The following is a 26670-nucleotide window of genomic DNA, read 5'->3' as shown; positions in this document are numbered from 1 at the left end:
GGGGGGCTCGAACGTAGGCTGGGGGCATGACCACGACGGGGGATGAGGACACGGCGGCCCGGGGAGGGCCGTGGTGGTGGACCAGATGGCGTAGTGCGGCGTTCGACTGGAGCCTGGGGCTCGTGTCCGCCGTGGAGTGTGTGGCGGAGGGGGTGCCGTTCGCGCGGGACGCGGGGATCCCGGTGGCGGTGGGGGTCGTTTTCGGGTTGCTCGCCGGGTCGGTGTTGGTGGTGCGGCGGAAGTGGCCCATCGCTGTGGTGTTGGTGGCGATCGCGATCACGCCGGCCCAGATGGGTTTCCTGATGGGGATCGTGGGGCTGTACACGCTCGCCGCGTCCGAGCTGCCTCGGCGGATCATCGCCTCGTTGGCGGGGATGCAGTTGGTGGGCACGTTGATCGTGACGTTCGTGCAGGTGCGGCAGAGCATGGACCGGGGGTCTTTGACGCTGGGGGACTGGTTCGTTCCGTTCGCCGCCATCACGACGTCGCTGGGGCTCACCGCGCCGCCTCTGCTGCTGGGGCTGTACGTGGGTGCTCGGCGGCGGCTCATGGAGAGTCTGCGGGAGCGGGCGGACAGCCTGGAGCGGGAGTTGCAGTTGCTCGCGGAGCGGGCGGAGGAGCGGGCGGAGTGGGCGCGCGGCGAGGAGCGGACGCGGATCGCGCGGGAGATGCACGACGTGGTCGCGCATCGGGTGAGCCTGATGGTGGTGCATGCCGCGGCGTTGCAGGCTGTTGCGCGGAAGGATCCTGAGAAGGCGGTGCGGAATGCGGCCCTGGTGGGTGACATGGGGCGGCAGGCGTTGACGGAGTTGCGGGAGATGCTCGGGGTGTTGCGCAGCGGTGGCTCGGGGGAGCGGTCGGCGTCGGCGTCCGTGCCGTTGGTGGCGGTGGAGGTTGCCGGGGCTGTGGTGGAGGAGGGGGAGGGGCCTTGTCTGGAGGAGTTGGAGGAGTTGGTGGGGCAGTCGGCGGCTGCGGGGATGGTCGTGGAGCTGTCGGTGGAGGGGGAGGTGCGGTCGTATGCGCCGGAGGTGGAGCAGACGGCGTATCGGGTGGTGCAGGAGGCGTTGACGAACGTTCACAAGCATGCGGCGGGTGCGAAGACGCATGTGCGGTTGGCGCATCGGGTGGCGGAGATCGCGATGCAGGTGGAGAACGGTCCGCCGGCGGAGGCGGGGTCGGCGTCGGCGGCGCGGTTGCCGTCGGGGGGTAATGGGCTGGTGGGGATGAAGGAGCGGGTGGTGGCGTTGGGCGGGGTGTTTGTGTCGGGGCCGACGGAGGCGGGGGGTTTCCGGGTGTCGGCGGTGATTCCGGCCGGGTAGCCCGGGTCGGGGTGGTCCTGGCCGTGGTGGTCCTGGCCGTGGCGGTGTCGGCCGTGGTGGTGCCGGCGGGGGGTGTGGGGTCAGCCGGCGGTGAGGCGTACGGGTTCGATGCCGGCGGTGAGGGCTCCGAGGGCCTGGTCGATGTCGGGGCCGAGGTACCAGTCGCCGGTGTGGTCGAGGGCGTAGACGCGGCCTGCGGCGTCGATGGCGAGGAGGGAGTGGGCGTCGGTCTCGGTGCCGAGGGGGGCTACGTCGGTGTCGAGGGCGCGGCCGAGGTCGGCGAGGGTGCGGGCGAGGTGGAGGCCGTGGAGGGGGTCGAGGTGGACGGTGGTGGGGGCGACCTGGCGGCCGGGTCCGGTGGGGGCGATGGTGAGCCCGCCGAATTCGGCCCAGGCTTCTACGGCGGCGGGGAAGACCGCGTGGCGGTGGCCGGCGGGTGAGATGTGGTCGCGGAGGGTGTCGGCCCAGATCTCGGCTTGTTTGATGTCCCAGCGTCCGGGTTGCCAGCCGGCGGCGCGCAGGGCGGCGTCGACGGGGACGGGGAAGCGGGTGGTGGAGGTGCGGTCGGGGTGCATCTGCCCTTCGTTCGTCGTGCTGGTGGTGCGCGGCCCGGGGTGAGGCCGTGGAGCGGAGCGTGGGGGTGTTGGGGTACTTGGGGGCTGAGGGTTCTGGGGTGCAGGGGTGCAGGGGTGCAGGGGTGCAGGGGTGCTGGGCTGCCTTGTTCGGTCGGTTCTAGTCGTCGGTGGCGGGGTCGACGATGCGGACGCCGAAGTGGGCGCTGAGGGCGGTGCAGGCGCGGCAGGGGGTGGCGAAGCTGCCGTGGAGGGGGTCGCCGTCCTCGCGGATGCGGCGGGTGGTGAGTTTGGCTTGTTTGAGGGTCTTGCGGGCTTCGCCGTTGGTCATGGGTCTGCGGGCGGCGCGTCTGCTGCGGGCGGCGTCGGCGGCGGCGATGTGGCGGGAGATGAGGAGCGCTTCGGCGCAGCGGCCGGTGAAGCGGTCGCGTTGGGCGCTGGTGAGGGTGTCGAGGAAGTCCTGGACGAGGGGGTGCAGGGGTGGGGGCTGGTCGCCGCGGGCGGCGGTGCCGGTGAGGGTGGCGGCGCCGCGGACGGAGAGGGCGGCGGCGATGGTGGGGAGTATGCCGTCGCGGCGGTGGCGCAGGGCGGGGGCGTGGGGGGCTTCGGTGGCGGACCAGCCGATGCGGGGGTCGCCGCCGGGGCCGGGGTGCGGTCCGGTGTGGCCTGGGTGGCCGGTGTGCGGGTCGCCGGTGTTGCCGTGGTGCAGGTTGTCGGTCCTGCCGGTGTGCGGCCCCGTCTGTGTCGTGTTCATGATCGTCATCCCCTCCCGTGCATCCCCCGGACGTCACAGAGTGCCAAATGGCGTGGCGGGTGCGGAAGCTGGGGCGGTGCGACACGCCCGGGTTTGGGCTGGCTGTCACGGCGGGGTGACGGCTGGTCACGGAAGCGGAGGCCCGGTGACCGCTGTCGTCGTACCGCATAGGCTGTCGGCACCGCGATGCGCGCGGTTGACGCGCGTTGGAGATTGTTGGAGACAGTCGATACGGGGTGTGGTGGTTCGGGACCGGAAGCGGAACCGGCCGCTGCGGTCCGTACAGAGTGCCGCAGGGGGCAACCGCCATGACGACAGGTCGGCTCGGGCAGCAAGCCGCGCCGCCGAACGCGGCCTATGCCGGGCAGGTCGTGCATTTCCCGGATCCGGTCCGGGCGGCACGGCACCCGAGGGGCGTGCGGGTGGACGAGCGGGGCTACCCGGATTTCTCGCCGTACGCGCGGGCGGTCGCGGAGATCGCGGATCCGCCGGAGGGTTTCGGCGTGGACGAGCTGCGGTTGACGGACTATGTGTCGGCGAACGCGGCGCTGGCGGCGTCGGGGCACGAGCTGTGGGACACGGTGTCGGCGGTGGCGACGCCGCATGGCTGGACGTGGCATCACGTGGTGGGTTCGCGGCGGCTGGAGCTGGTTCCGGTCGAGGTGAAGGCCTTGCTGCGGCATCACGGTGGCGTGTCGACGGCGGCGGTGGACCAGTCGAAGCGGGGGACGCGGCCGTTGCAGGAGACGCGCCCGGCGCATTTCGGACTGCCGAAGTCGGGTGTGGCGGTGACGGAGCAGCAGGTGCAGGGGGTCGAGGAGGACCTGGGGTATCGGCTGCCGGGGGCGTACCGGTCGTTCGTGAAGGCGGCGGGCGGTTGTGCGCCGGTGGGCGCGGCGTTGGACGCGGAGCTGGGGTTGCTGGTGGACCAGCCGTTCTTCACGGTGCGGGACGAGGCGGCCGTCAACGACCTGGTGTATGTGAACAAGTGTCTGCGTGATCATCTGACGAAGGACTATCTGGGCGTCGGTTTCGTGCAGGGCGGCCTGCTGGCCGTGAAGGTGCGGGGCGAGCGGGCCGGTTCGGTGTGGTTCTGCGCGTACGACGATGTACGGGACGTGGATCCGGGGTGGTCGCCGGCGGAGCGGATGGAGCGGTTGTTGCTGCCGTGCGGTGAGGACTTCGACGTCTTCCTGTCGCGTTTGGCCGGTAATCCGCCGGAGTTGGAGACGGTGGCGAATCTGATGGTGGACGGCGGTTTCGCGCGGGCGGTGCCGGCGGCCGCGGCGTCTTCCGGGGCTTCTGCGGCTTCTGCGGCTTCTGCGGCTTCTGCGGCTTCTGCGTCTTCGGTGGGGGAGTGAGCTGAGCGATGGTGACGTTCGCGCAGGCGCAGGAGCGCGCCGAAGAGTGGATCAACGGGGATGTGCCGGCGTACCAGCACCGTGAGGTGCGGGTGCGGGAGTTCGAACTCGGGTTCGTGGTGTGGGCCGAGGACCGTGCGGAGGGCCCGCGTTCGGACGGGGGTGCGCAGCGGCTGGTGATCGCCCGGGACAGCGGGGAGGCCACGTTGTGGCCCGCGGTCGCGGTGGGTGAGGTGATCCGCCGGTACGAGGAGGAGTACGGCCGCTCGCCGGAGCCCGCCGACGCGGTGCCGGCGCCTGCGGCGCGGGTGGACCTGAATCAGACGTCGTTCTTGTTGTCGCCGCCGGAGTGGTTGCAGGAGGCGGCGGACAAGCTGGGGATCGCGGACCAGCGGCAGGCCGGTTCCGGGGCTGCTTCGGGTGCTGCTTCGGGTGCCGGTTCCCAAGGTGGGTCTGCGGGTGCGGCCGGTGGTGTGCCTGGCGGTGTGCCTGGCGGTGTGCCTGGTGCTGTGCCCGCAGGCGGTGATCCCTCGCTTCGTCAGACGCAGGCGGGTACGCCGGCTCCTGCGCCGACGGCGCCCGCCGCTCCCGCCGGGGCGACGCCGTGGGCGGGGACGGACACCAACGGCGACGCCGGTGACGACCGTTCCGTACCGCTGCCCGCGACCGTGTTCGCGCCGCCGTTGAGCGGTTCCGACGAGGAGCCGGCGCCGCCGACGGCCGCGCCGGACGCCAAGACGGCCCTGATGTCGGGCGGCAGCCAGCTGCCGCCCACGGCGGTCGCACCGGCGCTCGACGACCCGGCCGCGCCCGGCTCGCAGGGTGCACAGGGGTCGCGTGGGCTACACGGTGCACAGGGGTCGCAGGGGACACAGGGTGCGCCGCCGTCGCAGCCTCCGTCGCCTGGTGCGTCGTCATACGGCTATCCGCAGGGCGCCGGCGCCCCGGCGCCTCAGGGCGGTCCGGCTGCGCCTGCTCGGCCGCTCGCGCCGAACGCCGGTGACATCGCCGACGCCGCGACCAGCAAGGCGGCGCCGCCTCCGCGTCGTAACCGTGGGACAGGAGCGGCGCCGCCGCCTCCTCCGGGTGCGCCGGGAACGCCGGGCGCGCGGCCGGGCAACACGCCGCCGCCTCCCCCGTCCGGGCCGGGTGCGCCCGGCGCCCCGGCGGGCGGGTACGTGCCCACGCAGCTGGTGTCGGCCCTGGGCCCCGAGGGCCCGGCGGGACCGGCCGGACCGGCAGGGCCGGCGGGGCCTGGTGCAGGGGGTGCGGGGAACGCGCCGCAGCCTCCCGGCGCGCCGAACCCGCCCGCCGCCGGGCCGAATCCGCCCGGCGGTACGCCGCCCGGCGGCGTTCACCACGCCGCGACGATGCTTGCCGATCCCGGTCGGATGGGCCCGCCCGGGGCGCAGGGCGCGCCCCAGCCGCCTGGCCCTCCGGGTGCTCCCGGCGCTCCTGGTGTTCCGGGCGCCCCGGGTATGCCGGGTGCCCCGGGCGCGCCGGCTGCTCCGGGCGTCCCCGGTGCGCAGCAGGTCCCGGGTGCCCCTGGCGCCCCTGGTGCTCCGGGCACGCCGGGTGTGCCCGGCATGGCTCCCGGCGCTCACGGCTCCGCGGGGGGCGCGCAGGGTGCCGTTCACCACGCGCAGACCATGCTGGCCGGTCCCCCGCAGGGCGGCCCCGGCGCACCGGGCGGCCCTGGTGCCCCCGGCGCTCCTGGCGCACCCGGATTCCCGGGCGCCCCCGGCATGGCTCCCGGCGCTCAGCCCCCCATGCCTCCGCCGGGCGTGATGCCTCCGCCGGGTGGGCCCGTGCCAGGTGGTGGGCCGTTGCCGGGGCAGGCGCCTGGCTACGGGTATCCGCAGCAGCAGGGATTGCCCACGGTCGGTCCCGGTTATCAGGCCGTGCTGCGTTATCGCGCGCACGACGGGTCGGAGCAGCAGCTGATCCGGCGTTCGGCGCCGGGGACGCCGCACCCGGAGTGGCAGATCTTCCACGAGCTGCGGGCGATGAACGTGCCGCCGGACCAGGTGCTGGAGCTGCACACGGAGTTGGAGTCGTGCGAGCTGCCGGGTGCGTACTGTGCGCGGATGATCCGGGAGCAGTGGCCGCAGGCGCGGATCACGAGCATCGCGCCGTACGGCACGGATCATGCGAGCCGGCAGCAGGGGATGCAGCAACTGCTGGTGCACCAGGGCGAGTTGCATCAGGTGGCGGACGGGCCTGCCCGCCCGGCGCCCGTTCGTGCGCCGTTGCCCGCGGTTGCGCCGGCGCCGCCGGTTCCGCCGGAGGCGATCGGGCAGGAGCTGGCGGCGGTGTTCGGGCCGTCGGTGTTCCGGTTCGAGCAGGCCGCGGTGTCCCGGCAGGGCGTGCCGCCGGTCGTGGCGCACACGCTGGTGGTGGCGGGTCTGCCGGGCGACATGGGGCCGTTCTTCTGGGCGCAGGCCCAGCCGGGCCGGCCGGTGCCGACGCTGGCGGAGCTGGCGGCGGAGCGGGGGGTGCAGCCGGCCTCGGACGCGGGCTCGTACCTCGTCATGGGCAGCGACTTCGGCAAGGCGATCTGTGTGCAGTACGGGACGGCGAACATCGTCGCGGTGCCGGTGGAGGCGGGGCCGGGCGGTGTGCCCGTGCCGCCGCAGTTCGTGAACACCGGGCTGCCGGAGTTCGCGCGCTGCCTGGCGCTGCTGGGGCGGATGTGGCGGCTGCGGTTCGGTCTGAACCAGGAGCAGGCGGGCCGCTGGACCGTCGACTTCCAGGCCCAGCTGGCCTCGCTGGACCCGGCGGCGCTCGGTTCGCCGGAAAGCTGGTGGTCGGTGCTGCTGGAGCAGATGTGGGACGGCCTGCTGTAAGGCGCGCGCTCCGCTGACAGATATGAGGAAGGGCGTCTACGAGGAAGGGCGCCCAACCGGGGGCCCGGTCGAACGTGAGCGATGACTTCGGGCGGTGGATGGGGTCTGCCTTGGTATGACTCGCATCATCGCTGACATCTCGGTTTCCCTCGACGGCTTCGTCACCGGGCCCGACCCCGGGCCGGACAACGGTCTGGGCGCCGGTGGCGAGGCCCTGCACACCTGGGCGTTCTCCGACGACCCCGACGACCGCCGGTATCTGCGCGAGGGGACCGCCCGCTCGGGCGCCGTCGTCCTCGGCCGTCGGCTCTTCGACGTGGTCGACGGGCCGCACGGCTGGGACGACACGACCGGCTACGGCGCCGGCGAGGTCGGCAAGCCCGCGTTCGTCGTCGTGACGAGCTCGCCGCCCAAGGCGGTGCGGCTGACCGGTCTCGACTGGACGTTCGTCACCACCGGTCTGGCCGACGCCGTCGCCGCCGCGCGTGAGCGTGCCGAGGCGGCGTCGTCGGCCGTCGGCAAGGACCTGGACGTCGTCCTCATGGGCGGCGGCGCGACGATCCGCTCGGCGTTCGACGCCGGTCTGGTCGACGCGCTGACGCTGCACCTCGCGCCCGTGGTGCTGGGCGCCGGGACGCCACTGTTCACGGGCGGGGTGCCGCGCACGCTGGTGCAGCGGAGCGTGACCGCGACCTCGACCGCGACGCATCTGACCTACGACGTCCTCTGACGCCCCAGTCACCGTCCGTGTGCACGACCGCTTCTGTTTCACGACCCCTTTGCGGTCGCCCCCTTTGCGGTCGCCCCACTTTGCGGTCGCCCCCTTTGTGTTCACTGCTGACCGTGACATGTGCGCGGAGTGTCGCGTTATGAACACTTACGCCCGATACATCAAGATATGCGCGACATCATCGTCTTCATCACGTCGTGTCCGTCGGGTGGCGAGGGGTTCCAGGATGAGCAGCGCATCGGGGTCGGCGCCGGGGTTCGTGACCGTTCGCGGGCGCGGTTACCGGCCCGAACAGGTCGAGGCGTTCACCGTCGCGCTCTGCGCCGACCGGGACGCCGCGTGGGAGCGGGCCGCCCGGCTCACGGTGCTCGCCCGGGAGATGGAGGAGGAGGCCGAGTGGTTGCGCGAGGTCGTGACCCGGCTCGCGCCGCAGACGTACGACTCCCTCGGGGAGCGCGCACAGCGCATTCTCCAGCTCGCGCTGGAGGAGGCCGCGGACGTTCGCGACAACGCGCGGCGTGAAGCAGCCGAGAAGGTAGCGGACGCCGAGGCGCGCGCCCTCGATGTGCGCCGGGCGGCGCAGGAGGAGGCGGACGCGCTCCGCGCGGAGGCCGAGGACCGCGCCCGGCAGCGGCTGCTAGCGGCGCGCGCCGAGGCCGACGAGGTCCGGATCGGCGCCCGGCGTGAGGTGAAGGAGTGCCGCGGCGAGGCGCTGGGCGCGCTGCGCGAGGTGCGGCAGCGCACCGCCGGCATGCTCGCCGAGCAGGACAAGGAGCACGCGGAGACGTGGACGGCGGCGGAGCGCGAGGCGGCCGAGCGGGCCGCGGCCCTCGACGCGCAGCACGCCCGGGCGGTGACCGGCGCCGAGGCGGTGCTGTCCGATGCGAAGCAGGCGTTCGCCGAGGCCGAGGAGTCGGTCCGGCGGCTTCAGGAGGAGGCACACGCGCGTGCCGCCGAGATCCTCGCCGAGGCGCGTGCCCAGGAGGAACGCACCGCGCGGGACACCGAGCGGGTGCTGCGCGAGCACAGCGAGCGCTGGGACGACGTCCAGGCCCACATGGACCACGTCCGCAACAGCCTCACCGCCCTCACCGGGCGCGCGGTGGACTAGGGCGTGTCCCCCGGCGCGGCTCAAGCGGGTCGTCTGGCGCTGTTCAGTCGCCTCTCCGTACCGCGCCCGCCAGGATCCAGCCCTCCACCGCCTCGTACTGGCGGCGCTGTTCCTCCGCCTTGCGGCGGCCCGAGGCGACCGTTCCCAGCCAGCCGAGGGCGAAGCCGAGGGGGATGGTGACGAGGCCCGTGGTGGTGAACGGGAACCAGTTGAAGTCGGCCTCGGGGAAGGCGGAGACGGGGGAGCCGGAGACCAGGTTGGTGCCCGGCATCAGCAGCAGGACGGACAGGGTGCCGCCGATGAGGGTGCACAGGAGTCCTGCCCGGGTGTAGCGGCGCCAGAAGAGGCTGTAGACGAGGGCGGGGGCCAGGGCCGAGGCGCCGAGGCAGAAGGAGAGGGTGACCAGGGGCTGGAGGCTGCGATGCTGGACCTGGACGGCGAGCAGGATCGTCGGGACGCCGACGGCCAGCGCGGACAGCCGGGCCAGGAGCATCTCGCGGCGCGGGGACATCTCCGGGTCGCGTGCGGCGAAGACGTCGTGGGCGAGGGAGTTGGCGCAGGCGAGGATCATGCCGGCGACCGAGGCGAGCACCGTGAGGAAGATCGCCGTCGTGACCGTCGTGAAGAGCAGCGTCTCGGCGGTGGACACGTCGGGGCCGAAGGCGGCCCGGGAGCCCAGCAGGTAGGCGGTGTTGCCCCGCGGGTCGGCCTGGGCGATCACCGCGCGGCCGACGAGCGCCGTCGCGCCGAACCCGACGACGGTCATGACGAGCACGAAGAGGGCGACGCCCGACACCGCCCAGGACATCGACCGGCGTACCTGGCGGGCGCTGGAGGCGGTGTACATGCGCATGGTGATGTGCGGCAGGCAGGCGCCGCCCAGCACGACCGACAGCTGGGAGACGATCATGTCGACGCGGGGGAAGGGGCCGTCGGCGAACTCCAGTCCCGAGCGCAGGAACGCGTCGCCGACCCCGCTGCCCTTGGCGGCCGCGTCGAAGAGGGCGCCCGGGTTTCCGTCGAAGCGGTACAGGACGATGACGGCGATCACGGCGCCGGAGCCGAGCAGGGTCACGATCTTCAGCATCTGGATGAGGGCGGTGCCCTTCATGCCGCCGATCGCCGCGTAGCCGATCATCAGCACGCCCATGCAGACGACGCAGCCCGTCTTCACGGCGGCGCCGTCGAACCCGAGGATGAAGGCGAGGAGCTGGCCGGTGCCGGCGAGCTGCACGAGCATCATCGGCAGCAACGCGGCGAGGGTCACGCCACAGGCCGTCATGCGCACCGCGCGGCCCGGCATGCGGCGGGCCAGTGCGTCGCCCATGGTGAACCGGCCCGCGTTGCGCAGGGGTTCGGCCAGCAGGAACATCAGCAGCATCAGGGAGAGGACGGTGCTGAGGGCGAGGACGACGCCGTCGTAGCCGCACAGGGCGATCACGCCGCCGGTGCCGAGGACGGTGGCCGCCGAGATGTAGTCGCCGGCGACGGCCAGGCCGTTGCGCAGCGGGGAGAGGGAGCCGTAGCCGGTGTAGAACTCGTCGAGGTCGTCGCTGTCGGGGCCGGTCAGCACGCACAGCAGCAGCGTGACGGTGGCGACGGCGGTGAACGCGACGAGGGACATGGTCTGTGCGTCGTCGCTGAACGCGGTGAGGGAGGCGGCCGTCATCGTGTCGCCCCTCGCCGTGCGTCGATCTCCGACTCTTTGCGGATGCGGTCCGCGAGCGGGTCGACGTGGCGTCGGGCCGTGCGTTCGTAGAGGGCGATCGCCAGCCAGGTGACGGGGAGTTGAATCAGGGCGAGGAGCAGCCCCGTGGGCAGGCCGGCCGTGACGGCGGCCGTCATCAGGGACGGCGCGAACGCGGACAGGACCAGGAACAGGACGAAGTACCCGAGCGCGGTGAGGGTGGCCACGCGCCGCTGGCGGCGGTAGGCGCCGCGCAGGATCCGCAGGTCGCCGGGGCGGCCCAGCGGGGTGCGGTGGGCGGGCCGGCGCCGGGGCGGGGCCGGTGGCGGGGGCGGCGGCTGCCAGGGGTAGGTCAGGTCGGGGCGTGACGGGTTGTGGGACATCCCGCTCCTTGCATGGCTCGGGTCCGTGGCGGCGGACCGCAGGGAGGTGGGGGGCGCGAGTCACGCACGTTACTCGGGAGTACATCGGCCGAGAAGCGTTTTCGCCAAACTGGTCGGTCGGTATGCGCTTACTGGGCGAATCCATCACCGACCTGCGCTGTTACCCGCGTTAACCCCTGCCCTTGCAGCTCGTTGCAGCGCGTTGCGGCTCCCTGCGGCCTCACCGCCCGTCCTGCTCCCCCAGTACCGGAAAGCGGCGCGGCGCCACACACAGCAGCACCAGGAAGGCGAGTGCGGCGGCGCACGACGCGCCGAAGTAGACGGCGTGCACGGCGCTCGCGACGGCGTGCCGGACGACCTCGGGCGCCGCACCGGCGTCCAGCGCGCGGGTGACGGAGTCCAGATCGCCCGCGCCGCCCAGCCGCGAGGCCAGCACGCCGTTGGCGACCGCGCCGAACACCGACGCGCCGATCGTCTGGCCGGTCTGCCGGCAGAACAGCACGGACGCGGTCGTCGTCCCGCGCTGCGACCAGCCCACCGTCGACTGCACGCCGACGATGAGCGGCAGTTGGAAGAGACCGAGCGCCGCGCCGAGCAGCAGCATCAGCAGGGTCGGCTGCCAGGCCGCGCCGGGGTAGGGCAGGAACGGGAACGCGAGCAGGATCAGCGTCGCCGTGCCGATGCCGAGCAGCGCGGTGTCGCGGAAGCCGATGCGTCGGTAGACGTGCTGGCTGAGGGCGGCCGACAACGGCCAGCTCAGCGTCCAGACGGACAGGACGAACCCGGCCGTCACCGGTCCGAGGCCCAGGACCGACTGCGCGTACGTCGGCAGGAAGACCGTGGGGGCCACCATCAGCAGGCCCAGCGCGCCCAGCGCGAGGTTGACCGCCGCGATCGTCCGACGGCGCCACACCCAGCCGGGGATGATCGGCTCCGCGGCCCGGCGTTCGATGACGACGACGAGTCCGGCGAGCGCGAGTCCGACGGCGAACAGGGCGAGCGACGGCCCCGACAGCCACGGCCAGGCCACCCCGCCCTGCACCAGCGCGGTCAGCAGCACCCCGCCGCACGCGAACACCGTGAGCGCGCCCGCCCAGTCGACACGCGCGCGTGCGTCACGCGTGGCCGACGTGCGTTCCGGCTCGTGCAGATGACGGACGATCAGCCACAACGCCACCGCCCCGATGGGCAGGTTGACCAGGAAGATCCAGCGCCAGTCGGCGTAGGCCGCGAGGACGCCGCCGATGCCGGGACCCGCGACCGCCGAGACCGCCCACACCGTGGACAGCTTCGACTGGATCTTCGGCCGCTCCTCCAACGGGTACAGGTCGGCGGCGAGCGTCTGCACCGTGCCCTGCAACGCCCCGCCGCCCAGGCCCTGCACGATGCGGAACGCGATCAGCGCCCCCATGTTCCAGGCGAGCGCGCACAGCAGCGAGCCCAGCAGGAACAGCGCCGCCCCGACGACCAGGACCGGCTTGCGGCCGAAGGTGTCGGAGAGCTTGCCGTAGACCGGCAGGGTGACCGTCACGGCGAGCAGATAGCCGGAGAACAGCCAGGAGAAGACGGAGAACCCACCGAGATCGCCGACGATCTGCGGGACGGCGGTGGAGACGACGGTGGAGTCCAGGGCGGCCAGTGCCATGGAGAGCATGAGCGCGGCGACGACCGCGCCCCGCCGGTGTGGTGCGGTCCGCCGCGCGGCCTCGCGCAGCGCGGGTTGTGTGTCCCCCACCGGATGCCCTCCCCTTGCCGTCCGCGTCCCCGCGTTGCCGCGTCCCGTGCCCCTTGCATCTAACTGCCGGAAGACAGCTTCCCACTTGGCCTCTGCCAGGGGGAGTCCTCGCCTTCGCCTTGGCCCCTGACTGGGTTGGAGGGTGGAGACGACCCCGAGAGGTACTCCACCCGGCGGTGGACTGCCCCTAGGGGTAGCTCCGCCCTACGGCTCGGGGAGGGTTCGTGCTGTCGGAGGAGGAGATGGGTCTGTCCCGTCCTTAACCTGGCTTTATGCCGCTGGGGGGCGGCTACCGCACCGGCGGGAGGTGGGGTTAACCCCCCTGGAAGAGGGGCCCGAGCACCAGCGCGCCGGACCCCTCCCCGCCGACAGACTCTTCGACGTACCGCTTCTCGCACTGCTCGCCACTCGACCACCGCGGTGGAGCACTGCCCACCGACTTCCGACTTAGGAGACATACCGTGACTTCGGCTGTGACCATTCCCAGGCACGGGGGCACTGGAGGGCGTACGGCCGTTGCCGCGCGGGCGCGGCAGGTCGTCAAGGCGTACGGGTCCGGTGAGACCCGCGTCGTCGCCCTCGACCACGTCGACGTGGACATCGCCCGCGGTCAGTTCACCGCGATCATGGGCCCCTCGGGGTCCGGCAAGTCCACCCTGATGCACTGCCTCGCCGGTCTCGACACCGTGTCGTCCGGCCAGATCTACCTGGACGAGACCGAGATCACCGGGCTGAAGGACAAGAAGCTCACGAAGCTGCGCCGGGACCGGATCGGGTTCATCTTCCAGGCGTTCAACCTGCTGCCCACGCTGAACGCGCTCGAGAACATCACGCTGCCCATGGACATAGCCGGCCGCAAGCCGGACAAGGCGTGGCTCAGCCAGGTCGTGGAGACCGTCGGGCTCGCCGACCGCCTCAGGCACCGTCCCACGCAGCTCTCCGGCGGCCAGCAGCAGCGCGTCGCCGTGGCGCGTGCCCTGGCGGCCCGCCCAGAGATCATTTTCGGCGACGAGCCGACCGGAAACCTCGACTCGCGCGCGGGCGCCGAGGTCCTCGGCTTCCTGCGCCGCTCGGTGGACGAGCTGGGCCAGACGATCGTCATGGTCACCCACGACCCGGTGGCGGCCTCGTACGCGGACCGGGTGCTGTACCTCGCCGACGGGCGGATCGTCGACGAGATGTTCAAGCCGACCGCGGAGACCGTCCTGGACCGCATGAAGGACTTCGACGCGCGGGGGCGTACGTCATGACCGTCCTGAAGACCTCGATGCGCAACTTCTTCGCGCACAAGGGGCGCATGGCCCTGTCGGCCGTGGCGGTCCTGCTGTCGGTGGCGTTCGTCTGCGGGACGCTGGTGTTCACCGACACGATGAACACGACGTTCGACAAGCTCTTCGCCGCCACCTCCTCCGATGTGACGGTGAGCGCGAAGGGCGCCTCGGACACCGGTGAGACGACCTCCGACAACGGCAAGCCGCCGGTCATGCCGGCCTCGGTGCTCGGCGGGGTCCGCAAGGCGCAGGGGGTGAAGTCGGCGGAGGGGACGGTCTTCTCGACCTCCGTCACGGTCGTCGACGCCGACAAGGACAGCCTGTCGCCCTCCAGCGGCGCCCCGACGATCGTCGGCAGCTGGAACGGCAACGACGCCCGCACCATGAAGATCACCGAGGGTGCGGCGCCGAAGAACTCCGGCCAGATCATGCTGGACGAGGACACCGCCGACAAGCACCACCTGAAGCTCGGCGACGAGATCGGCGTGATCAGCGCGGTCGGCACGCACACCGCGAAGATCTCCGGCATCGCCGCCTTCCAGGTCACCAACCCCGGCGCGGCGATCTTCTACCTGGACACCGCGACCGCTCAGAAGGAGCTGGTCGGCGAGTCGAACGTCTACACGAACGTCAACGTCACGGCCGCGGCCGGGGTGAGCGACGCGCAGCTGAAGAAGAACGTGGCGGCCGCGATCGGCGGCGGCTACAAGGTGCAGACCGCCAAGGAGACCGCGGACGCCAACCGCGCGGACGTGGGCGACTTCCTGAACGTGATGAAGTACGCGATGCTCGGCTTCGCCGGGATCGCCTTCCTCGTCGGCATCTTCCTGATCATCAACACCTTCTCGATGCTGGTCGCGCAGCGCACCCGCGAGATCGGCCTGATGCGGGCGATCGGCTCCAGCCGCAAGCAGGTCAACCGGTCGGTGCTCGTCGAGGCCCTGCTCCTGGGCGTCGTCGGCTCGATCCTCGGCGTCGGCGCGGGCATCGGCATCGCGGTCGGCCTGATGAAGCTCATGGGCATGACCGGCATGAACCTGTCCACGGACGATCTGACGGTCGCCTGGACGACCCCGGTGATCGGCATGGTCCTGGGCGTGGTCGTCACGGTGCTGGCGGCCTACCTCCCGGCCCGCCGCGCCGGCAAGGTCTCCCCGATGGCCGCGCTGCGCGACGCAGGCGCCCCGGCCGACGCCAAGGCCGGTGTCGTACGGGCCGTCCTCGGCCTGCTCCTCACCGGCGGCGGTGTCCTCGGCCTCTACCTCGCCTCCGCCGCCGACAAGGCCGCTGAGGGCTCGCTCTGGCTGGGCCTGGGCGTGGTGCTGAGCCTGCTCGGCTTCATCGTGATCGGCCCGCTGCTGGCCGGCGGCGTGGTCCGGGTCCTGGGCGCGGTCCTGCTGCGGGCGTTCGGCCCGGTCGGACGGATGGCCGAGCGCAACGCGCTGCGCAACCCGCGCCGTACGGGCGCCACGGGCGCGGCCCTGATGATCGGCCTCGCGCTGGTCGCCTGCCTGTCGGTGGTCGGCTCCTCCATGGTCGCCTCGGCCACCCAGGAGCTCGACAAGAGCGTCGGCACGGACTTCATCATCCAGAGTGACAGCGGGCAGCGGATGACCCCGCAGGCGGTGCAGGCCGTCAAGTCCACGCCGGGCCTGGCGCGGGTCACCGAGTACAAGACCACCGAGGCGGACTACACCACCCCCGACGGCAAGACGCTCAAGGACACGGACATCACCGCGGCCGACCCGACGTACGCCTCCGACCTGCGCAAGACGACCGTCGCCGGCAACCTGAAGGACGCCTACCTGCCGGACTCGATGTCCGTGCACGACAAGTTCGCCAAGGCCCACGGCATCCGCGTCGGCTCGAAGATCGACGTCGCCTTCAAGGACGGCGCGACCGCCCACCTGACGGTCCGCGCGATCACCAGCAGCGACGACGTGGTCGACCAGGGCGCCAAGTACACCTCCATCGCCACGCTCGCGAAGTACGTCCCGGCCGACAAGATGCCGCTGGACCAGCTGGTCTTCGCCACCGCCAAGGACGGTCAGCAGGACGCCGCCTACACCTCCCTGAAGACGGCGCTGCACGACTACCCGCAGTACACGGTCCGCGACCAGACCGACTACAAGCAGCAGCTGAAGGACCAGATCGGCCAGTTGCTGAACCTGATCTACGGCCTGCTCGCCCTCGCGATCATCGTCGCGGTCCTCGGTGTGGTGAACACCCTGGCCCTGTCGGTGGTGGAGCGCACCAGGGAGATCGGCCTGATGCGGGCGATCGGCCTCTCCCGCCGCCAGCTGCGGCGCATGATCCGCATGGAGTCGGTCGTCATCGCCCTCTTCGGCGCCCTTCTGGGCCTCGGCCTGGGCATGGGCTGGGGCGCCACCGCCCAGCAGCTCCTCGCCCTGCAGGGCCTGGACGTCCTCGACATCCCGTGGCCGACGATCATCGGCGTGTTCATCGGCTCCGCGTTCGTGGGCCTGTTCGCCGCCCTGATCCCGGCCTTCCGCGCGGGCCGCATGAACGTCCTGAACGCGATCGCGACCGACTGACCGCACAGCCGCCCCAGGCGGGCACGGCCCGGCACTGAGATGGACGGGGGTCCTCTCAGTGCCGGGCTCGCGTGTTGTGTGTCTTTCAGCCCGTTGGGGGTGCCCCCTCTGGGGGAGCTTGAGGAAGAGGCTGCCCTTATGGGCCGAAAGCGGGGGTCTGGGGGCGGCAGCCCCCAGGGACGGGAAGGGAAGGGGCGGCGGGGGCGAAAAACCGCGGGCCAAAGCCCCACCGCCCCCGAGGTTGTCCACAGCCCCCGGCGAACGATCCCACCCCGTCGTACTCTGGACACCCCCGGCCCGTGACACGCGTCGGGCCCTTCGCGTTGCCCACCCCGGACCGACTACGCCCGCAAACCCCCGGACGTACCCCGGCCCCTCGGACGGAAAGCCCTCCATGAGCCTGCACGGTCTGCTCGACGCCGTCGTCAAGGACACCGCCCTCGCGGAAGCCATCCCCGCGGCCGCAGACGGCAACCGCATGCACGTCGACCTGGTCGGCCCCCCGGCGGCCCGCCCCTTCGCCATCGCCGCCCTCGCCCGCGAGAGCACCCGCACGGTCCTCGCGGTGACGGCCACCGGCCGCGAGGCCGAGGACCTGGCCGCCGCCCTGCGCTCGCTGCTCCCGCCCGACGGCGTCGTCGAGTACCCCTCCTGGGAGACGCTTCCGCACGAGCGCCTCAGCCCCCGCAGCGACACCGTCGGTCGCCGCCTCGCCGTCCTGCGCCGGCTGGCCCACCCGCGGCCCGACGACCCGGAGACCGGCCCGGTCTCGGTCGTCGTCGCGCCGGTCCGCTCCGTGCTCCAGCCCCAGGTCAAGGGCCTCGGCGACCTGGAGCCGGTGGCCCTGCGCACCGGCCAGAGCGCCGACCTGAACGAGATCGTCGAAGCGCTCGCCGCGGCCGCCTACGCGCGCGTGGAGCTCGTCGAGAAGCGCGGCGAGTTCGCCGTACGAGGCGGCATCCTCGACGTGTTCCCGCCCACCGAGGAACACCCCCTGCGCGTGGAGTTCTGGGGCGACGACGTCGAGGAGATCCGCTACTTCAAGGTCGCCGACCAGCGTTCCCTGGAGGTCGCCGAGCACGGCCTGTGGGCCCCGCCCTGCCGTGAACTCCTGTTGACGCAGGACGTGCGCACGCGCGCGCGTGCCCTCGCCGAACAGCACCCGGAACTCGGCGAACTGCTGAACAAGATCGCCGAAGGCATCGCGGTCGAGGGCATGGAGTCCCTCGCGCCGGTCCTGGTCGACGACATGGAACTGCTGCTCGACGTCCTCCCCAAGGGTGCGATGGCCGTCGTCTGCGACCCGGAGCGGGTACGCACGCGTGCAGCCGACCTCGTGGCGACGTCCCAGGAGTTCCTGCAGGCGTCCTGGGCGGCCACCGCGGGCGGCGGCGAGGCGCCCATCGACGTCGGCGCGGCCTCCCTGTGGTCCATCGCGGACGTCCGCGACCACGCGCGCGAGCTGGACATGATGTGGTGGTCGGTGTCGCCGTTCGCCGCCGACCTGGAGCTGGAGGCCGACACCCTCCAACTCGGCATGCACGCCCCCGAGACCTACCGCGGCGACACCGCGAAGGCCCTCGCGGACACCAAGGGCTGGCTCGCCGACGGCTGGCGCGTCGTCTTCGTCACCGAGGCGCACGGCCCCGCCGCCCGCACCGTCGAGGTGCTCGGCGGCGAGGGCGTCGCGGCCCGCCTGGACACCGACCTGACCGACCTCAGCCCCTCCCTCGTGCACGTCTCCTGCGGCTCGATCGACTACGGCTTCGTCGACCCGGCGCTGCGCCTCGCGGTCCTCACCGAGACGGACCTGTCCGGCCAGAAGGCGGCCGGCAAGGACGGCGCGCGCATGCCCGCGCGCCGCAGGAAGACCATCGACCCGCTCACCCTTGAGGCGGGCGACTACATCGTCCACGAGCAGCACGGCGTGGGCCGCTACATCGAGATGGTGCAGCGCACCGTCCAGGGCGCCACCCGCGAGTACCTGGTCGTCGAGTACGCCCCCGCCAAGCGCGGCCAGCCCGGCGACCGCCTCTACATCCCCACCGACCAGCTGGAGCAGATCACCAAGTACGTCGGCGGCGAGGCCCCCACCCTGCACCGCCTCGGCGGCGCGGACTGGACGAAGACCAAGGCGCGCGCCAAGAAGGCCGTCAAGGAGATCGCCGCCGACCTGATCAAGCTGTACAGCGCGCGGATGGCGGCCCCCGGTCACGCCTTCGGCACGGACACCCCCTGGCAGCGCGAACTGGAGGACGCCTTCCCCTACGCGGAGACGCCCGACCAGCTGACCACCATCGCCGAGGTCAAGGACGACATGGAGAAGACGGTCCCGATGGACCGCCTGATCTGCGGCGACGTCGGCTACGGCAAGACGGAGATCGCGGTGCGCGCCGCCTTCAAGGCCGTCCAGGACGGCAAGCAGGTCGCCGTCCTCGTGCCGACGACGCTCCTCGTGCAGCAGCACTTCGGCACGTTCAGCGAGCGGTACGCGCAGTTCCCGGTGAACGTGCGCGCCCTGTCCCGTTTCCAGACCGACACGGAGGCGAAGGGCACCCTGGAGGGCCTGCGCGAGGGCGGCGTGGACGTCGTCATCGGCACCCACCGGCTGTTCTCGTCGGAGACGAAGTTCAAGGACCTCGGCCTGGTCATCGTCGACGAGGAGCAGCGCTTCGGCGTCGAGCACAAGGAGCAGCTGAAGAAGCTCCGCGCGAACGTCGACGTCCTGACGATGTCCGCGACGCCCATCCCGCGCACCCTGGAGATGGCCGTCACCGGTATCCGCGAGATGTCGACGATCACCACGCCCCCGGAGGAGCGCCACCCGGTCCTCACCTTCGTCGGCCCCTACGAGCAGAAGCAGATCGGCGCCGCCATCCGCCGCGAACTGCTGCGCGAGGGCCAGGTCTTCTACATCCACAACCGGGTCGAGTCCATCGACCGCGCGGCGGCGCGACTGCGCGAGATCGTCCCCGAGGCGCGCATCGCCACCGCCCACGGCCAGATGTCGGAGACGGCGCTGGAGCAGGTCGTCGTCGACTTCTGGGAGAAGAAGTTCGACGTGCTGGTCTCGACGACGATCGTCGAGTCCGGCATCGACATCTCCAACGCCAACACCCTGATCGTGGAGCGCGGCGACACCTTCGGCCTGTCCCAGCTGCACCAGTTGCGCGGCCGCGTCGGCCGTGGCCGCGAACGCGGTTACGCGTACTTCCTGTACCCGCCGGAGAAGCCCCTGACGGAAACGGCCCACGAGCGGCTCGCGACGATCGCCCAGCACACGGAGATGGGCGCGGGCATGTACGTGGCGATGAAGGACCTGGAGATCCGGGGCGCCGGAAACCTCCTCGGCGGCGAACAGTCCGGCCATATCGCCGGCGTCGGCTTCGACCTGTACGTCCGCATGGTCGGCGAGGCCGTCGCGGACTACCGGCGTCAACTGGAGACCGGCGCGATCGAGGAGGAGCCGCCGCTCGAGGTCAAGATCGAACTGCCCGTCGACGCGCACGTCCCGCACGACTACGCCCCCGGCGAGCGGCTGCGCCTGCAGGCCTACCGGGCCATCGCCTCCGCCAACTCGGAGGACGACGTCAAGGCCGTACGCGAGGAACTCGTCGACCGGTACGGCAAGTTGCCCGAGCCGGTGGAGAACCTGCTGCTGGTGGCGGGGCTTCGGATGCTGGCACGCGCGTGTGGCGTCGGCGAGATCGTCCTCCAGGGCAACAACATCCGCTTCGCGCCGGTGGAGTTGCGCGAGTCGCAGGAGCTGCGCCTCAAGCGGCTGTACCCCGGGTCCGTCATCAAGCCGGCCGCGCACCAGGTCCTCGTCCCCCGCCCGAAGACCGCGAAGGTCGGCGGCAAGCCGCTGGTCGGCCGGGACCTGCTGGGCTGGGTGGGGGAGTTCCTGGCGACGGTGCTGGGCTCGTAGCCCGTCGTCCATGGCCGCCGGCGCTGTCCGGCGGCGTCGTCAGGCCACCGGCCGGATCCGTTCCGGTCCGCCGGTGGCCTCGGCCAGGGCCGCGGCGAGCCGGTCGCGGACGGCGACCTGGGCCGCGATCCGCTCCTCCAGGACCGCGAGGCGCCGCAGCGCGACCTGAAGGGTCCGGCCGGTCGGCGGCGACGCCGTCACGTCCCCCTCCAGACACGGCAGGAAGCCGCGGACGTCGTCCACGGTCCCCTTCCGGAGCACCTCCTCGGGTGCAGGTGGGTGAAGTCGGCGGCTCAGCCTCGGTGAGTCTCCAGGCGGGATGTCGCCGAGTCCGCGGATACGACCCAGGGCCCGTCCGGCGGATCTGGCCGACGGATCTGGCCGCGGGATCTGTCCGGCGGATCTGGCAGGGGAGCTACGGCTTGTCGGGTCGGTCCTCGTCCCTGCTGAGCCGCTCCTGCAGTTTCTGCTGCGCGGCGTCGACCTGCGACTCGTACTGGTTGCCCGTCTTCTCGTTGATCTTCTGTTCCGCGACGTCGGACATGTCCCTGGCCTTGCCCTGTGCCGCCTTGTTGCTCTTGAACCTGTCGAAGATGCCCATCCAGAGCTCCTTCCGAGGTGACTCACACCGACGATATTCCCGAGATGCGAGGTATGCCCACTGGGGCCGGTTGTGGTCTGGACCTCCCGACTGCCCCCGCGCGCCCCCTCGCTACGGTGTGCGAGGCTCCGTCAGGGGAATCCGCCCTGTGCGGGGTGGCAGCGGGCAGGCAGAGGGAGGGGCGCGTGAGGCGTCTGAGGGGCGGGGCGGCGGCTGCCGTCGTGCTGATATGCGCGGTGACGGCGGCGGGGTGCACGGAGCAGACCACCGGATCCGGCGCCGGTTCCACCGGTGCGGGGCCGACGGCCGGCGGCGGGGCGGCGAACGGCGGGGCGGCCCTCGCGGCGGCCGAGTCGCTGACCGTGAAGGGGCGAGCCCCCAAGACCGGCTACGAGCGGGACAGGTTCGGCGCCGCCTGGGCGGACACGGACTCCAACTCCTGCGACACCCGGGACGACATACTCAAACGCGACCTGGACGAGGTGAAGTTCACCGGCGGCGCCTGCAAGGTGTCCTACGGCGTGCTGGAGTCGGACCCGTACTCCGGGAAGGACGTGACCTACCGGAGGGGAAGCAGCAAGGTCGACATCGATCACGTCGTCGCCCTGTCCGACGCCTGGCAGAAGGGCGCCAAGTACTGGGACGCGAGCAAGCGGATAGCGCTCGCCAACGACCCGCTCAACCTCCTGGCCGTCGACGCGAGCACGAACCGCTCCAAGGGGGACGGCGACACGGCGACGTGGCTGCCGCCCAACAAGGCCTACCGGTGCACGTATGTCGCGGCGCAGGTCGCCGTGAAGAAGAAGTACGAACTGTGGGTCTCCGCGGCGGAGAAGTCCGCGATGGAAGAGGTCCTGAAGACCTGCCCCGACCAGAAACTCCCCACCGGGGGCAACCCGACGAAGGCGCCGGAACGATTCCACGCGGGGTGAGCACTCCGGCTGCCGAACCGGCCCCGACGGCTCGCCCGCTGCGGACGGCCCGCTTGCTGCGGACGGCCCGCTTGCTGCGGACGGCCCCGCCTGCCGCGAACGGCGCGCCCGCTCCGGGGTCGTCTCAACCCCGAAAACCCCGTTTCCGCATGGGTGTTGCCTCGCCTACCGTGATCGCATGGACCTCAAGGTAGCCAGTCTTGCCGAGCGCCCCGACATGCTGGGCCCGGTCCAGGGCATGCCCGACACCTGGCCGGAGTTCACCACCCAGGACCCGGTGGGCAACGCGCACTACGGCCGGATCCCCGTGGAGTTCCCCGAGTACGCGCTGTTCGCGCAGGACGAGCGGGGCGAGGTCGTCGCCCACGCCTACAGCGTGCCGTTCGCCCTGCACGCCGACGGCCGCGGCGAGCTGCCCGCCCGGGGCTGGGACCAGGTGCTCGTCTGGGCCTTCGCTGACCAGCGGCGCGGAGTGCGACCGGACACGGTGAGCGCGATCTCGATCGTGATCGCCCCGCACGCCCAGGGTCACGGCCTGTCCGGGCGGATGCTCGCCGCAATGCGGGACAACGCCCGGTCGGCAGGCTTCACCGAGGTCGTCGCCCCGGTCCGGCCGAGCGCCAAGCACCTCGAACCGCACACCCCGATCGAGGAGTACGCGCACCGGGTGCGGGAGGACGGGCTGCCGTACGACCCGTGGCTGCGGGTGCACGCCCGGGCCGGCGCGACCATCGAGCGGATCGCGCCGGCGTCGATGACGGTGTCGGCCTCGCTGCCGGAGTGGCGCCGCTGGACCGGCCTGCCCTTCGACTCCCAGGGCGAGATCGAGGTCCCCGGCGCCCTGGTACCGGTGCGCTGCGAGCCGGAACGGGACTACGCCGTCTACGTCGAGCCCAACGTGTGGATGCGGCACAGCCTGTGAGACCGGGTCGGGCGCCTGTGACTACTGCCCGTAGGGATACCCCTGCTGATACGGATTCGGCTGACCCGCGCCATACGGCTGACCCGCCCCGTACGCAGGGCCCGACGCCGACGCCGACGCCGCAGCGGGGGTCTTCGCGTCGAACACCGCGAACAGCAGCAGCACCGACGCCGTCACCAGGGCCACCATGATGGCGACGCCCAGCAAGGCGTCCCCGTCGTCGCTGTCCGAGACCACCGCCCAGGTCACGATCACGCACTCGTACAGGGAGAACGCGCCGAAGGCCGTCCAGTCGGAGGCGAGTCCGCGGCGGACGGCCACATACAGGAAGGGCACCCAGGCCAGAAAGCCGAGTGAGCCCCACACCAGGACCGTCCAGGCGATTCGCTGGAACCAGCCGCCCTCCAGCCGCCTCTCCGCACCGGCCGCCGTCGGCGCCGTCGTCGGTATCGTCATGTCGCCCCCCAAGTCACCAGGGGGCAAGGGTAGGACACGGGCGGCCCGCGCCAGAGCAGTCGCTTCTTTACTGTGACATGAGCGAATCTTGTGGCTATAAGGGACCTGCGTTTTCCGACCGCAGGGACGCCGCAGGTTACGGTGCGATCCGTTTCCGGGTGCCGGACGTCGAGTCGACGCCGTATCGTCGCACCGACTCGGGGGACTTCAGCGAGACACAGCCGTACACGGCGACAGCGCCGTGCGCACAACAGACGAACGATGGGGTGGGGATGGCCGAGCACCGGCAGTCCAGGAAGCGCAGATACATCACGTGGGGCGTGGCCGGCGCGGCCGTCCTCGCGGGGGCCGGGATAGCGGCGCAGACCTCGATGGCGGCCACGACCTGGCCCGCCCAGAAGACCTACACCGGCCGCGCCTTCGACACCTGCACCGCGCCCTCCCTGGCTGCGATGAAGGCCTGGAAGACCGACGGCTACTACGGCGGCGCCGCCGTCTACGTCGGCGGCAAGAACCGCGGCTGCGCGCAGCCCAACCTCACCGCGTCCTGGGTGAAGTCGGTCAACGCGGTCGGCTGGAAGCTCATCCCGCTCTACGTCGGCGCCCAGCCGCCCTGCCAGACCGGCTCCAGCCCGGAGAAGATCACCGCCGCCACGGCGACCTCCCTCGGCGCGACCGACGCCGCGGACGCCGTCGCCAAGGCCTCTGCGCTCGGCATGAAGGCCGGCAGCCCGATCTACCTCGACATGGAGGCGTACGACATCACCAACAAGGCGTGCAACGACGCCGTGCTGGCGTATGTGCGCTCCTTCACCAAGACGCTGCGCGCCAAGATCTACCGGGCCGGCTACTACGGCTTCACCAGCTCCAGCGCCAAGGCGATCGCCACCGCGACGAACAAGACGGACCTGCCGGGCAACCTCTGGTACGCGCTGTGGGACAAGAAGGACACCACGACCACCGACTGGCCGTGGGGCGCCACCCAGTACACGAACCACAGCCGCGGCCACCAGTTCATGGTCAACAGCAAGGAGACCCGCGGCGGCTACACGATCACCGTGGACCGCGACACGTGGGACGCCCCGGTCGCCATCGTCGGCTGAACCGGAGCGGGATCGTCGCCGGGATCGGGACGAGATCGTCGTCGGGATCGGGGCGCGGGCGTCGGCTGAACCCGAGCGGGGGAGGGGCCCGCGCGACGTCCGGGCGCGCCGGTGCCCGAAGTCCTGGTGAATCGTTGGTCGAATGGGTTGGCCCCAGCCGTCCCACTGCCTACCATCGATCACCGCAAGACTTTGTGCACCGTCGCACAATCTCCGACCGGGAGGTTCCCTTGCACCGCCGTCGTCGCACCGCGCTCCTCCTGTCCGCCGCGATCGCGGCGGCCCCTCTCCTCACCGCCTGCGGGAGCGACGCGCATCCCGGCGCTGCGGCCGTCGTAGGCGGCCAGCGGATCTCCGTCGCGCAGCTGGAGAGCCGGGTGAACGAGGTGCGCACGGCCCAGCGCGCCGCGGTCAAGGACGACGCGCAGTACGCGCAGGCCATCGCCCAGACCGGCACCCTCACCCGCGACACCCTGCACGGCATGGTCCTCGACCAGGTGCTGCACCGGGCAGCCGAGGACGCGGGCGTCACCGTCAGCCGCCGCGAGGTCCAGCAGATGCGGGCCGGCCTGGAACAGCAGGCGGGCGGCGCGCAAGGCCTGGAGACGGCGTGGCTCCAGCAGTACGGCATTCCCCCGCAGCGCCTAGACGAGAACCTCCGCCTCCAGCTGGAGGCCCAGAAGCTCGCCACCGAGCTGGGCACGAACACCAGCCAGGCCCCGTTCTGGGACGCCCTGTCCAAGGCGTCCAAGGCCCTGGGCGTCGACCTCAACCCGCGCTACGGCAGCTGGGACGCGCAGAAGGTGGCCCGCGTCGACGCGAAGACGCCCTGGGTGCGGGAAATCACGACGGCCGGCACACAGCAGACGACGTGACGACCCGGTCCTGTCGGACGCCAACCGACAGGACCGTCGGACGCCGCTCGGGCAGGACCGTCGGACGCCGCTCGGGCAGGACCGTCGGACGCCGCCCGACAGGCTCTGATCCGCGCCCGAGCGACAGGCTCTGATCCGCGCCCGAGCGACAGGCTCTGATCCGCGCCCGACCCACAGGCTCTGGGGACGCCGACAGGCGCTGGGCGCGAAGCCCGCGCAGGGCCGGTATGACTTATCCACCGGGCCTGTGGACAACTCGTGGGGCCGTCGGCGGGCGTGGGTTACGTTCGAGGTGTGAACGCATCCAGCCCGTCCAGCCCGTCCAGCCCGTCCAGCCCGTCCAGCGAGCCCGCCGTCGGTCCCGCCGCCGTCGCCAGCGGCCGCATCGTCCTGCTCACCACCAGCCACCGCGTCGCCCCCGGTCTGCTGTCCTGGCCCGCCTGGCAGGTCCTGCGCGCGGCGGACCGGGTGCTGTGCGCGGACGGCGCGCATCCGCAGCTGCCCTATCTGCGGGACGCGGGCATAACGGTCGGGGAGGCCTCCCCGACCGCCGAGGACATCGTCACCGCCTGCGCCGGCGGCCGCACGGTCGTGGTCGTGGCCACCGGCGAGGGCGAGCCGGACCTCACCGACGGCCTGGCCCGCCTGGCGGGCTCCGGGCGTGTGTCGATGCCCGAGCTGGAGCTCCTCCCCGCCTCCTACGACCTTCCCGGCGCCCGGCTCCTCGACCTCGTCCAGGTCATGGACCGCATCCGCGCCGAGTGCCCGTGGTCCTCCCAGCAGACCCACAAGGGCCTGGCGAAGTACGCGGTGGAGGAGTCGTACGAGCTGGTCGAGGCGATCGAGGACGGCGACTACGACGAACTCCGCGAGGAACTGGGCGACGTCCTGCTCCAGGTCGTCTTCCACGCCCGTATCGCCGAGGAGGACGAGGAGTCCCCGTTCTCCGTCGACGACGTCGCGGGCACGATCGTCGCCAAGCTCATCCACCGCCACCCCCATGTCTTCGGCGACGCCACGGCCACGACCCCGGAGGAGGTGAAGGAGCACTGGCTGCGCACGAAGGCGGCCGAGAAGCGGCGGGAGTCGGTGACGGACGGCGTCCCCCTCCACCAGCCGGGCCTGGCCCTCGCCGCGAAGCTGGCCTCCCGGGCCCGGACGGCGGGACTTGACGTGCCGCTGCCGACGGCCGAGAGCGCGGGCGCCGCGAGCACGGAGACCGAGGGCAGAAGCGCCGAGGGCAGAAGCACTGAGCGCACAGGCGCCGAGGGCGGAGGCGCTGAGCGCACAGGCGCCGAAGGCAGAACCGCTGAGCGCACAGGCGCCGAAGGCGGAAGCGCAAAGCGCATAGGCGCCGAAGGCATCGGCTACGAGTTGCTGGCCCTCGCCGCCCGGGCGGAAGCGGAGGGTGTGGACCCCGAAGCGGCCCTGCGGGCGGCGGCGCGGGCCTATAGGGACGCGATCCGGGCGACCGAGGGGGTGGTGGGTTAGTACGGTGGTCTCCTGAGCGGGCTGCGGGGCGCGGGGGG

20 protein-coding genes and 1 pseudogene are annotated in these 26670 nt (G+C 72.0%); 13 read left to right on the top strand and 8 right to left on the bottom strand.

The features are described from left to right. Nucleotides 1–26: 26 nt before the first annotated feature. Nucleotides 27–1319 carry a sensor histidine kinase gene (locus ACIBAF_RS17620; RefSeq protein ID WP_399464125.1) on the top strand — a complete coding sequence of 431 codons (1293 nt, stop codon included), beginning with the start codon at nt 27–29 and terminating at the stop codon, nt 1317–1319. An 80-nt stretch (nt 1320–1399) separates the two neighbouring features. Here the strand turns inward: ACIBAF_RS17620 and ACIBAF_RS17615 are convergent, their stop codons facing one another. Beyond that, nucleotides 1400–1894 carry an SUKH-3 domain-containing protein gene (locus ACIBAF_RS17615; protein WP_399464124.1) on the bottom strand — a complete coding sequence of 165 codons (495 nt, stop codon included), beginning with the start codon at nt 1892–1894 and terminating at the stop codon, nt 1400–1402. Nucleotides 1895–2051: 157 nt separating this feature from the next. Next, the gene (locus ACIBAF_RS17610; protein ID WP_399464123.1) at nt 2052–2654 is read right to left on the bottom strand and encodes a YwqJ-related putative deaminase; all 603 of its coding nucleotides are present in this window, start codon (nt 2652–2654) and stop codon (nt 2052–2054) included. A 299-nt stretch (nt 2655–2953) separates the two neighbouring features. Here ACIBAF_RS17610 and ACIBAF_RS17605 point away from each other — a divergent pair, with 299 nt between their 5' ends. From ACIBAF_RS17605 to ACIBAF_RS17590, 4 genes are all read left to right on the top strand, one after another. After that, on the top strand, nt 2954–4006 hold the full coding sequence (locus ACIBAF_RS17605; RefSeq protein WP_399464232.1) for an SMI1/KNR4 family protein: 1053 nt from the start codon (nt 2954–2956) through the stop codon (nt 4004–4006). 8 nt (nt 4007–4014) lie between these two features. Next, nucleotides 4015–6852, top strand: a complete 2838-nt coding sequence (locus ACIBAF_RS17600) for an SUKH-4 family immunity protein (RefSeq protein WP_399464122.1) — start codon at nt 4015–4017, stop codon at nt 6850–6852. Between the two features lie 115 nt (nt 6853–6967). Further along, a complete protein-coding gene (locus tag ACIBAF_RS17595) occupies nt 6968–7582 on the top strand; it encodes a dihydrofolate reductase family protein (RefSeq protein ID WP_399464121.1) in 615 nt (204 codons plus the stop codon). A gap of 226 nt (nt 7583–7808) precedes the next feature. Then, nucleotides 7809–8693 (top strand): cellulose-binding protein, encoded by an 885-nt coding sequence (locus ACIBAF_RS17590; RefSeq protein WP_399464120.1) that lies wholly within the window; start codon nt 7809–7811, stop codon nt 8691–8693. A gap of 43 nt (nt 8694–8736) precedes the next feature. Here the strand turns inward: ACIBAF_RS17590 and ACIBAF_RS17585 are convergent, their stop codons facing one another. The 3 genes from ACIBAF_RS17585 to ACIBAF_RS17575 all read right to left on the bottom strand — a co-directional run bounded on the left by ACIBAF_RS17585 (nt 8737) and on the right by ACIBAF_RS17575 (nt 12498). Beyond that, a complete protein-coding gene (locus ACIBAF_RS17585; RefSeq protein WP_399464119.1) occupies nt 8737–10362 on the bottom strand; it encodes a cation acetate symporter in 1626 nt (541 codons plus the stop codon). Next, a complete protein-coding gene (locus ACIBAF_RS17580; RefSeq protein ID WP_399464118.1) occupies nt 10359–10763 on the bottom strand; it encodes a DUF485 domain-containing protein in 405 nt (134 codons plus the stop codon). The genes ACIBAF_RS17585 and ACIBAF_RS17580 overlap by 4 nt, the downstream gene beginning before the upstream one ends. Before the next feature lie 220 nt (nt 10764–10983). Then, nucleotides 10984–12498: an MFS transporter gene (locus ACIBAF_RS17575; protein ID WP_399464117.1), complete on the bottom strand. Its 1515-nt coding sequence runs from the start codon at nt 12496–12498 to the stop codon at nt 10984–10986. 461 nt (nt 12499–12959) lie between these two features. On the opposite strand from ACIBAF_RS17575, the gene ACIBAF_RS17570 reads away from it, so the two are divergent. From ACIBAF_RS17570 to mfd, 3 genes are all read left to right on the top strand, one after another. Beyond that, the gene (locus tag ACIBAF_RS17570; protein ID WP_079661784.1) at nt 12960–13748 is read left to right on the top strand and encodes an ABC transporter ATP-binding protein; all 789 of its coding nucleotides are present in this window, start codon (nt 12960–12962) and stop codon (nt 13746–13748) included. Beyond that, nucleotides 13745–16324, top strand: a complete 2580-nt coding sequence (locus ACIBAF_RS17565; RefSeq protein WP_399464116.1) for an ABC transporter permease — start codon at nt 13745–13747, stop codon at nt 16322–16324. Before ACIBAF_RS17570 ends, ACIBAF_RS17565 begins: the two co-directional genes overlap by 4 nt. A 394-nt stretch (nt 16325–16718) precedes the next feature. Continuing rightward, nucleotides 16719–20252: a transcription-repair coupling factor gene (gene mfd, locus ACIBAF_RS17560; RefSeq protein ID WP_399464115.1), complete on the top strand. Its 3534-nt coding sequence runs from the start codon at nt 16719–16721 to the stop codon at nt 20250–20252. A 39-nt stretch (nt 20253–20291) separates the two neighbouring features. On the opposite strand, the pseudogene ACIBAF_RS17555 reads toward mfd, so the two are convergent. Continuing rightward, nucleotides 20292–20498, bottom strand: a pseudogene (locus tag ACIBAF_RS17555) (MerR family transcriptional regulator); the annotation flags it as partial. Between the two features lie 169 nt (nt 20499–20667). After that, entirely contained in the window at nt 20668–20853 is a 186-nt protein-coding gene (locus ACIBAF_RS17550) for an Rv0909 family putative TA system antitoxin (RefSeq protein WP_399464114.1), read from the bottom strand. A gap of 185 nt (nt 20854–21038) precedes the next feature. Between ACIBAF_RS17550 and ACIBAF_RS17545 the strand changes: the two genes are divergently transcribed. Continuing rightward, nucleotides 21039–21785, top strand: a complete 747-nt coding sequence (locus tag ACIBAF_RS17545) for an HNH endonuclease family protein (protein ID WP_399464112.1) — start codon at nt 21039–21041, stop codon at nt 21783–21785. A 178-nt stretch (nt 21786–21963) separates the two neighbouring features. After that, nucleotides 21964–22707 (top strand): N-acetyltransferase, encoded by a 744-nt coding sequence (locus ACIBAF_RS17540; protein WP_399464111.1) that lies wholly within the window; start codon nt 21964–21966, stop codon nt 22705–22707. A 21-nt stretch (nt 22708–22728) separates the two neighbouring features. On the opposite strand, the gene ACIBAF_RS17535 is transcribed toward ACIBAF_RS17540, so the two are convergent. Beyond that, entirely contained in the window at nt 22729–23163 is a 435-nt protein-coding gene (locus ACIBAF_RS17535) for a hypothetical protein (protein WP_399464110.1), read from the bottom strand. Nucleotides 23164–23435: 272 nt separating this feature from the next. On the opposite strand from ACIBAF_RS17535, the gene ACIBAF_RS17530 reads away from it, so the two are divergent. From ACIBAF_RS17530 to ACIBAF_RS17520, 3 genes are all read left to right on the top strand, one after another. Continuing rightward, nucleotides 23436–24266: a glycoside hydrolase domain-containing protein gene (locus ACIBAF_RS17530; protein WP_399464109.1), complete on the top strand. Its 831-nt coding sequence runs from the start codon at nt 23436–23438 to the stop codon at nt 24264–24266. A 230-nt stretch (nt 24267–24496) separates the two neighbouring features. After that, entirely contained in the window at nt 24497–25141 is a 645-nt protein-coding gene (locus ACIBAF_RS17525) for a SurA N-terminal domain-containing protein (RefSeq protein ID WP_399464108.1), read from the top strand. 294 nt (nt 25142–25435) lie between these two features. After that, nucleotides 25436–26632, top strand: a complete 1197-nt coding sequence (locus ACIBAF_RS17520; protein ID WP_399464106.1) for a nucleoside triphosphate pyrophosphohydrolase — start codon at nt 25436–25438, stop codon at nt 26630–26632. The last annotated feature ends 38 nt before the right edge of the window (nt 26633–26670 follow it).

This window comes from Streptomyces sp. NPDC051677 (genome assembly GCF_044453465.1).
In the GTDB taxonomy this organism is placed as follows: domain Bacteria; phylum Actinomycetota; class Actinomycetes; order Streptomycetales; family Streptomycetaceae; genus Streptomyces.
This window is presented reverse-complemented; position numbering and strand designations above follow the sequence as displayed.

Bases quoted from the DNA above. Each gene is read 5' to 3' on its own strand.
- ACIBAF_RS17600 (WP_399464122.1), top strand. From the start codon at position 4,015: ATGGTGACGTTCGCGCAGGCGCAGGAGCGCGCCGAAGAGTGGATCAAC.
- ACIBAF_RS17590 (WP_399464120.1), top strand. From the start codon at position 7,809: ATGAGCAGCGCATCGGGGTCGGCGCCGGGGTTCGTGACCGTTCGCGGG.
- ACIBAF_RS17535 (WP_399464110.1), bottom strand. From the start codon at position 23,163: ATGACGATACCGACGACGGCGCCGACGGCGGCCGGTGCGGAGAGGCGG.
- ACIBAF_RS17580 (WP_399464118.1), bottom strand. From the start codon at position 10,763: ATGTCCCACAACCCGTCACGCCCCGACCTGACCTACCCCTGGCAGCCG.
- mfd (WP_399464115.1), top strand. From the start codon at position 16,719: ATGAGCCTGCACGGTCTGCTCGACGCCGTCGTCAAGGACACCGCCCTC.
- ACIBAF_RS17610 (WP_399464123.1), bottom strand. From the start codon at position 2,654: ATGACGATCATGAACACGACACAGACGGGGCCGCACACCGGCAGGACC.
- ACIBAF_RS17615 (WP_399464124.1), bottom strand. From the start codon at position 1,894: ATGCACCCCGACCGCACCTCCACCACCCGCTTCCCCGTCCCCGTCGAC.
- ACIBAF_RS17585 (WP_399464119.1), bottom strand. From the start codon at position 10,362: ATGACGGCCGCCTCCCTCACCGCGTTCAGCGACGACGCACAGACCATG.
- ACIBAF_RS17530 (WP_399464109.1), top strand. From the start codon at position 23,436: ATGGCCGAGCACCGGCAGTCCAGGAAGCGCAGATACATCACGTGGGGC.
- ACIBAF_RS17550 (WP_399464114.1), bottom strand. From the start codon at position 20,853: ATGGGCATCTTCGACAGGTTCAAGAGCAACAAGGCGGCACAGGGCAAG.
- ACIBAF_RS17565 (WP_399464116.1), top strand. From the start codon at position 13,745: ATGACCGTCCTGAAGACCTCGATGCGCAACTTCTTCGCGCACAAGGGG.
- ACIBAF_RS17620 (WP_399464125.1), top strand. From the start codon at position 27: ATGACCACGACGGGGGATGAGGACACGGCGGCCCGGGGAGGGCCGTGG.
- ACIBAF_RS17605 (WP_399464232.1), top strand. From the start codon at position 2,954: ATGACGACAGGTCGGCTCGGGCAGCAAGCCGCGCCGCCGAACGCGGCC.
- ACIBAF_RS17540 (WP_399464111.1), top strand. From the start codon at position 21,964: ATGGACCTCAAGGTAGCCAGTCTTGCCGAGCGCCCCGACATGCTGGGC.
- ACIBAF_RS17595 (WP_399464121.1), top strand. From the start codon at position 6,968: ATGACTCGCATCATCGCTGACATCTCGGTTTCCCTCGACGGCTTCGTC.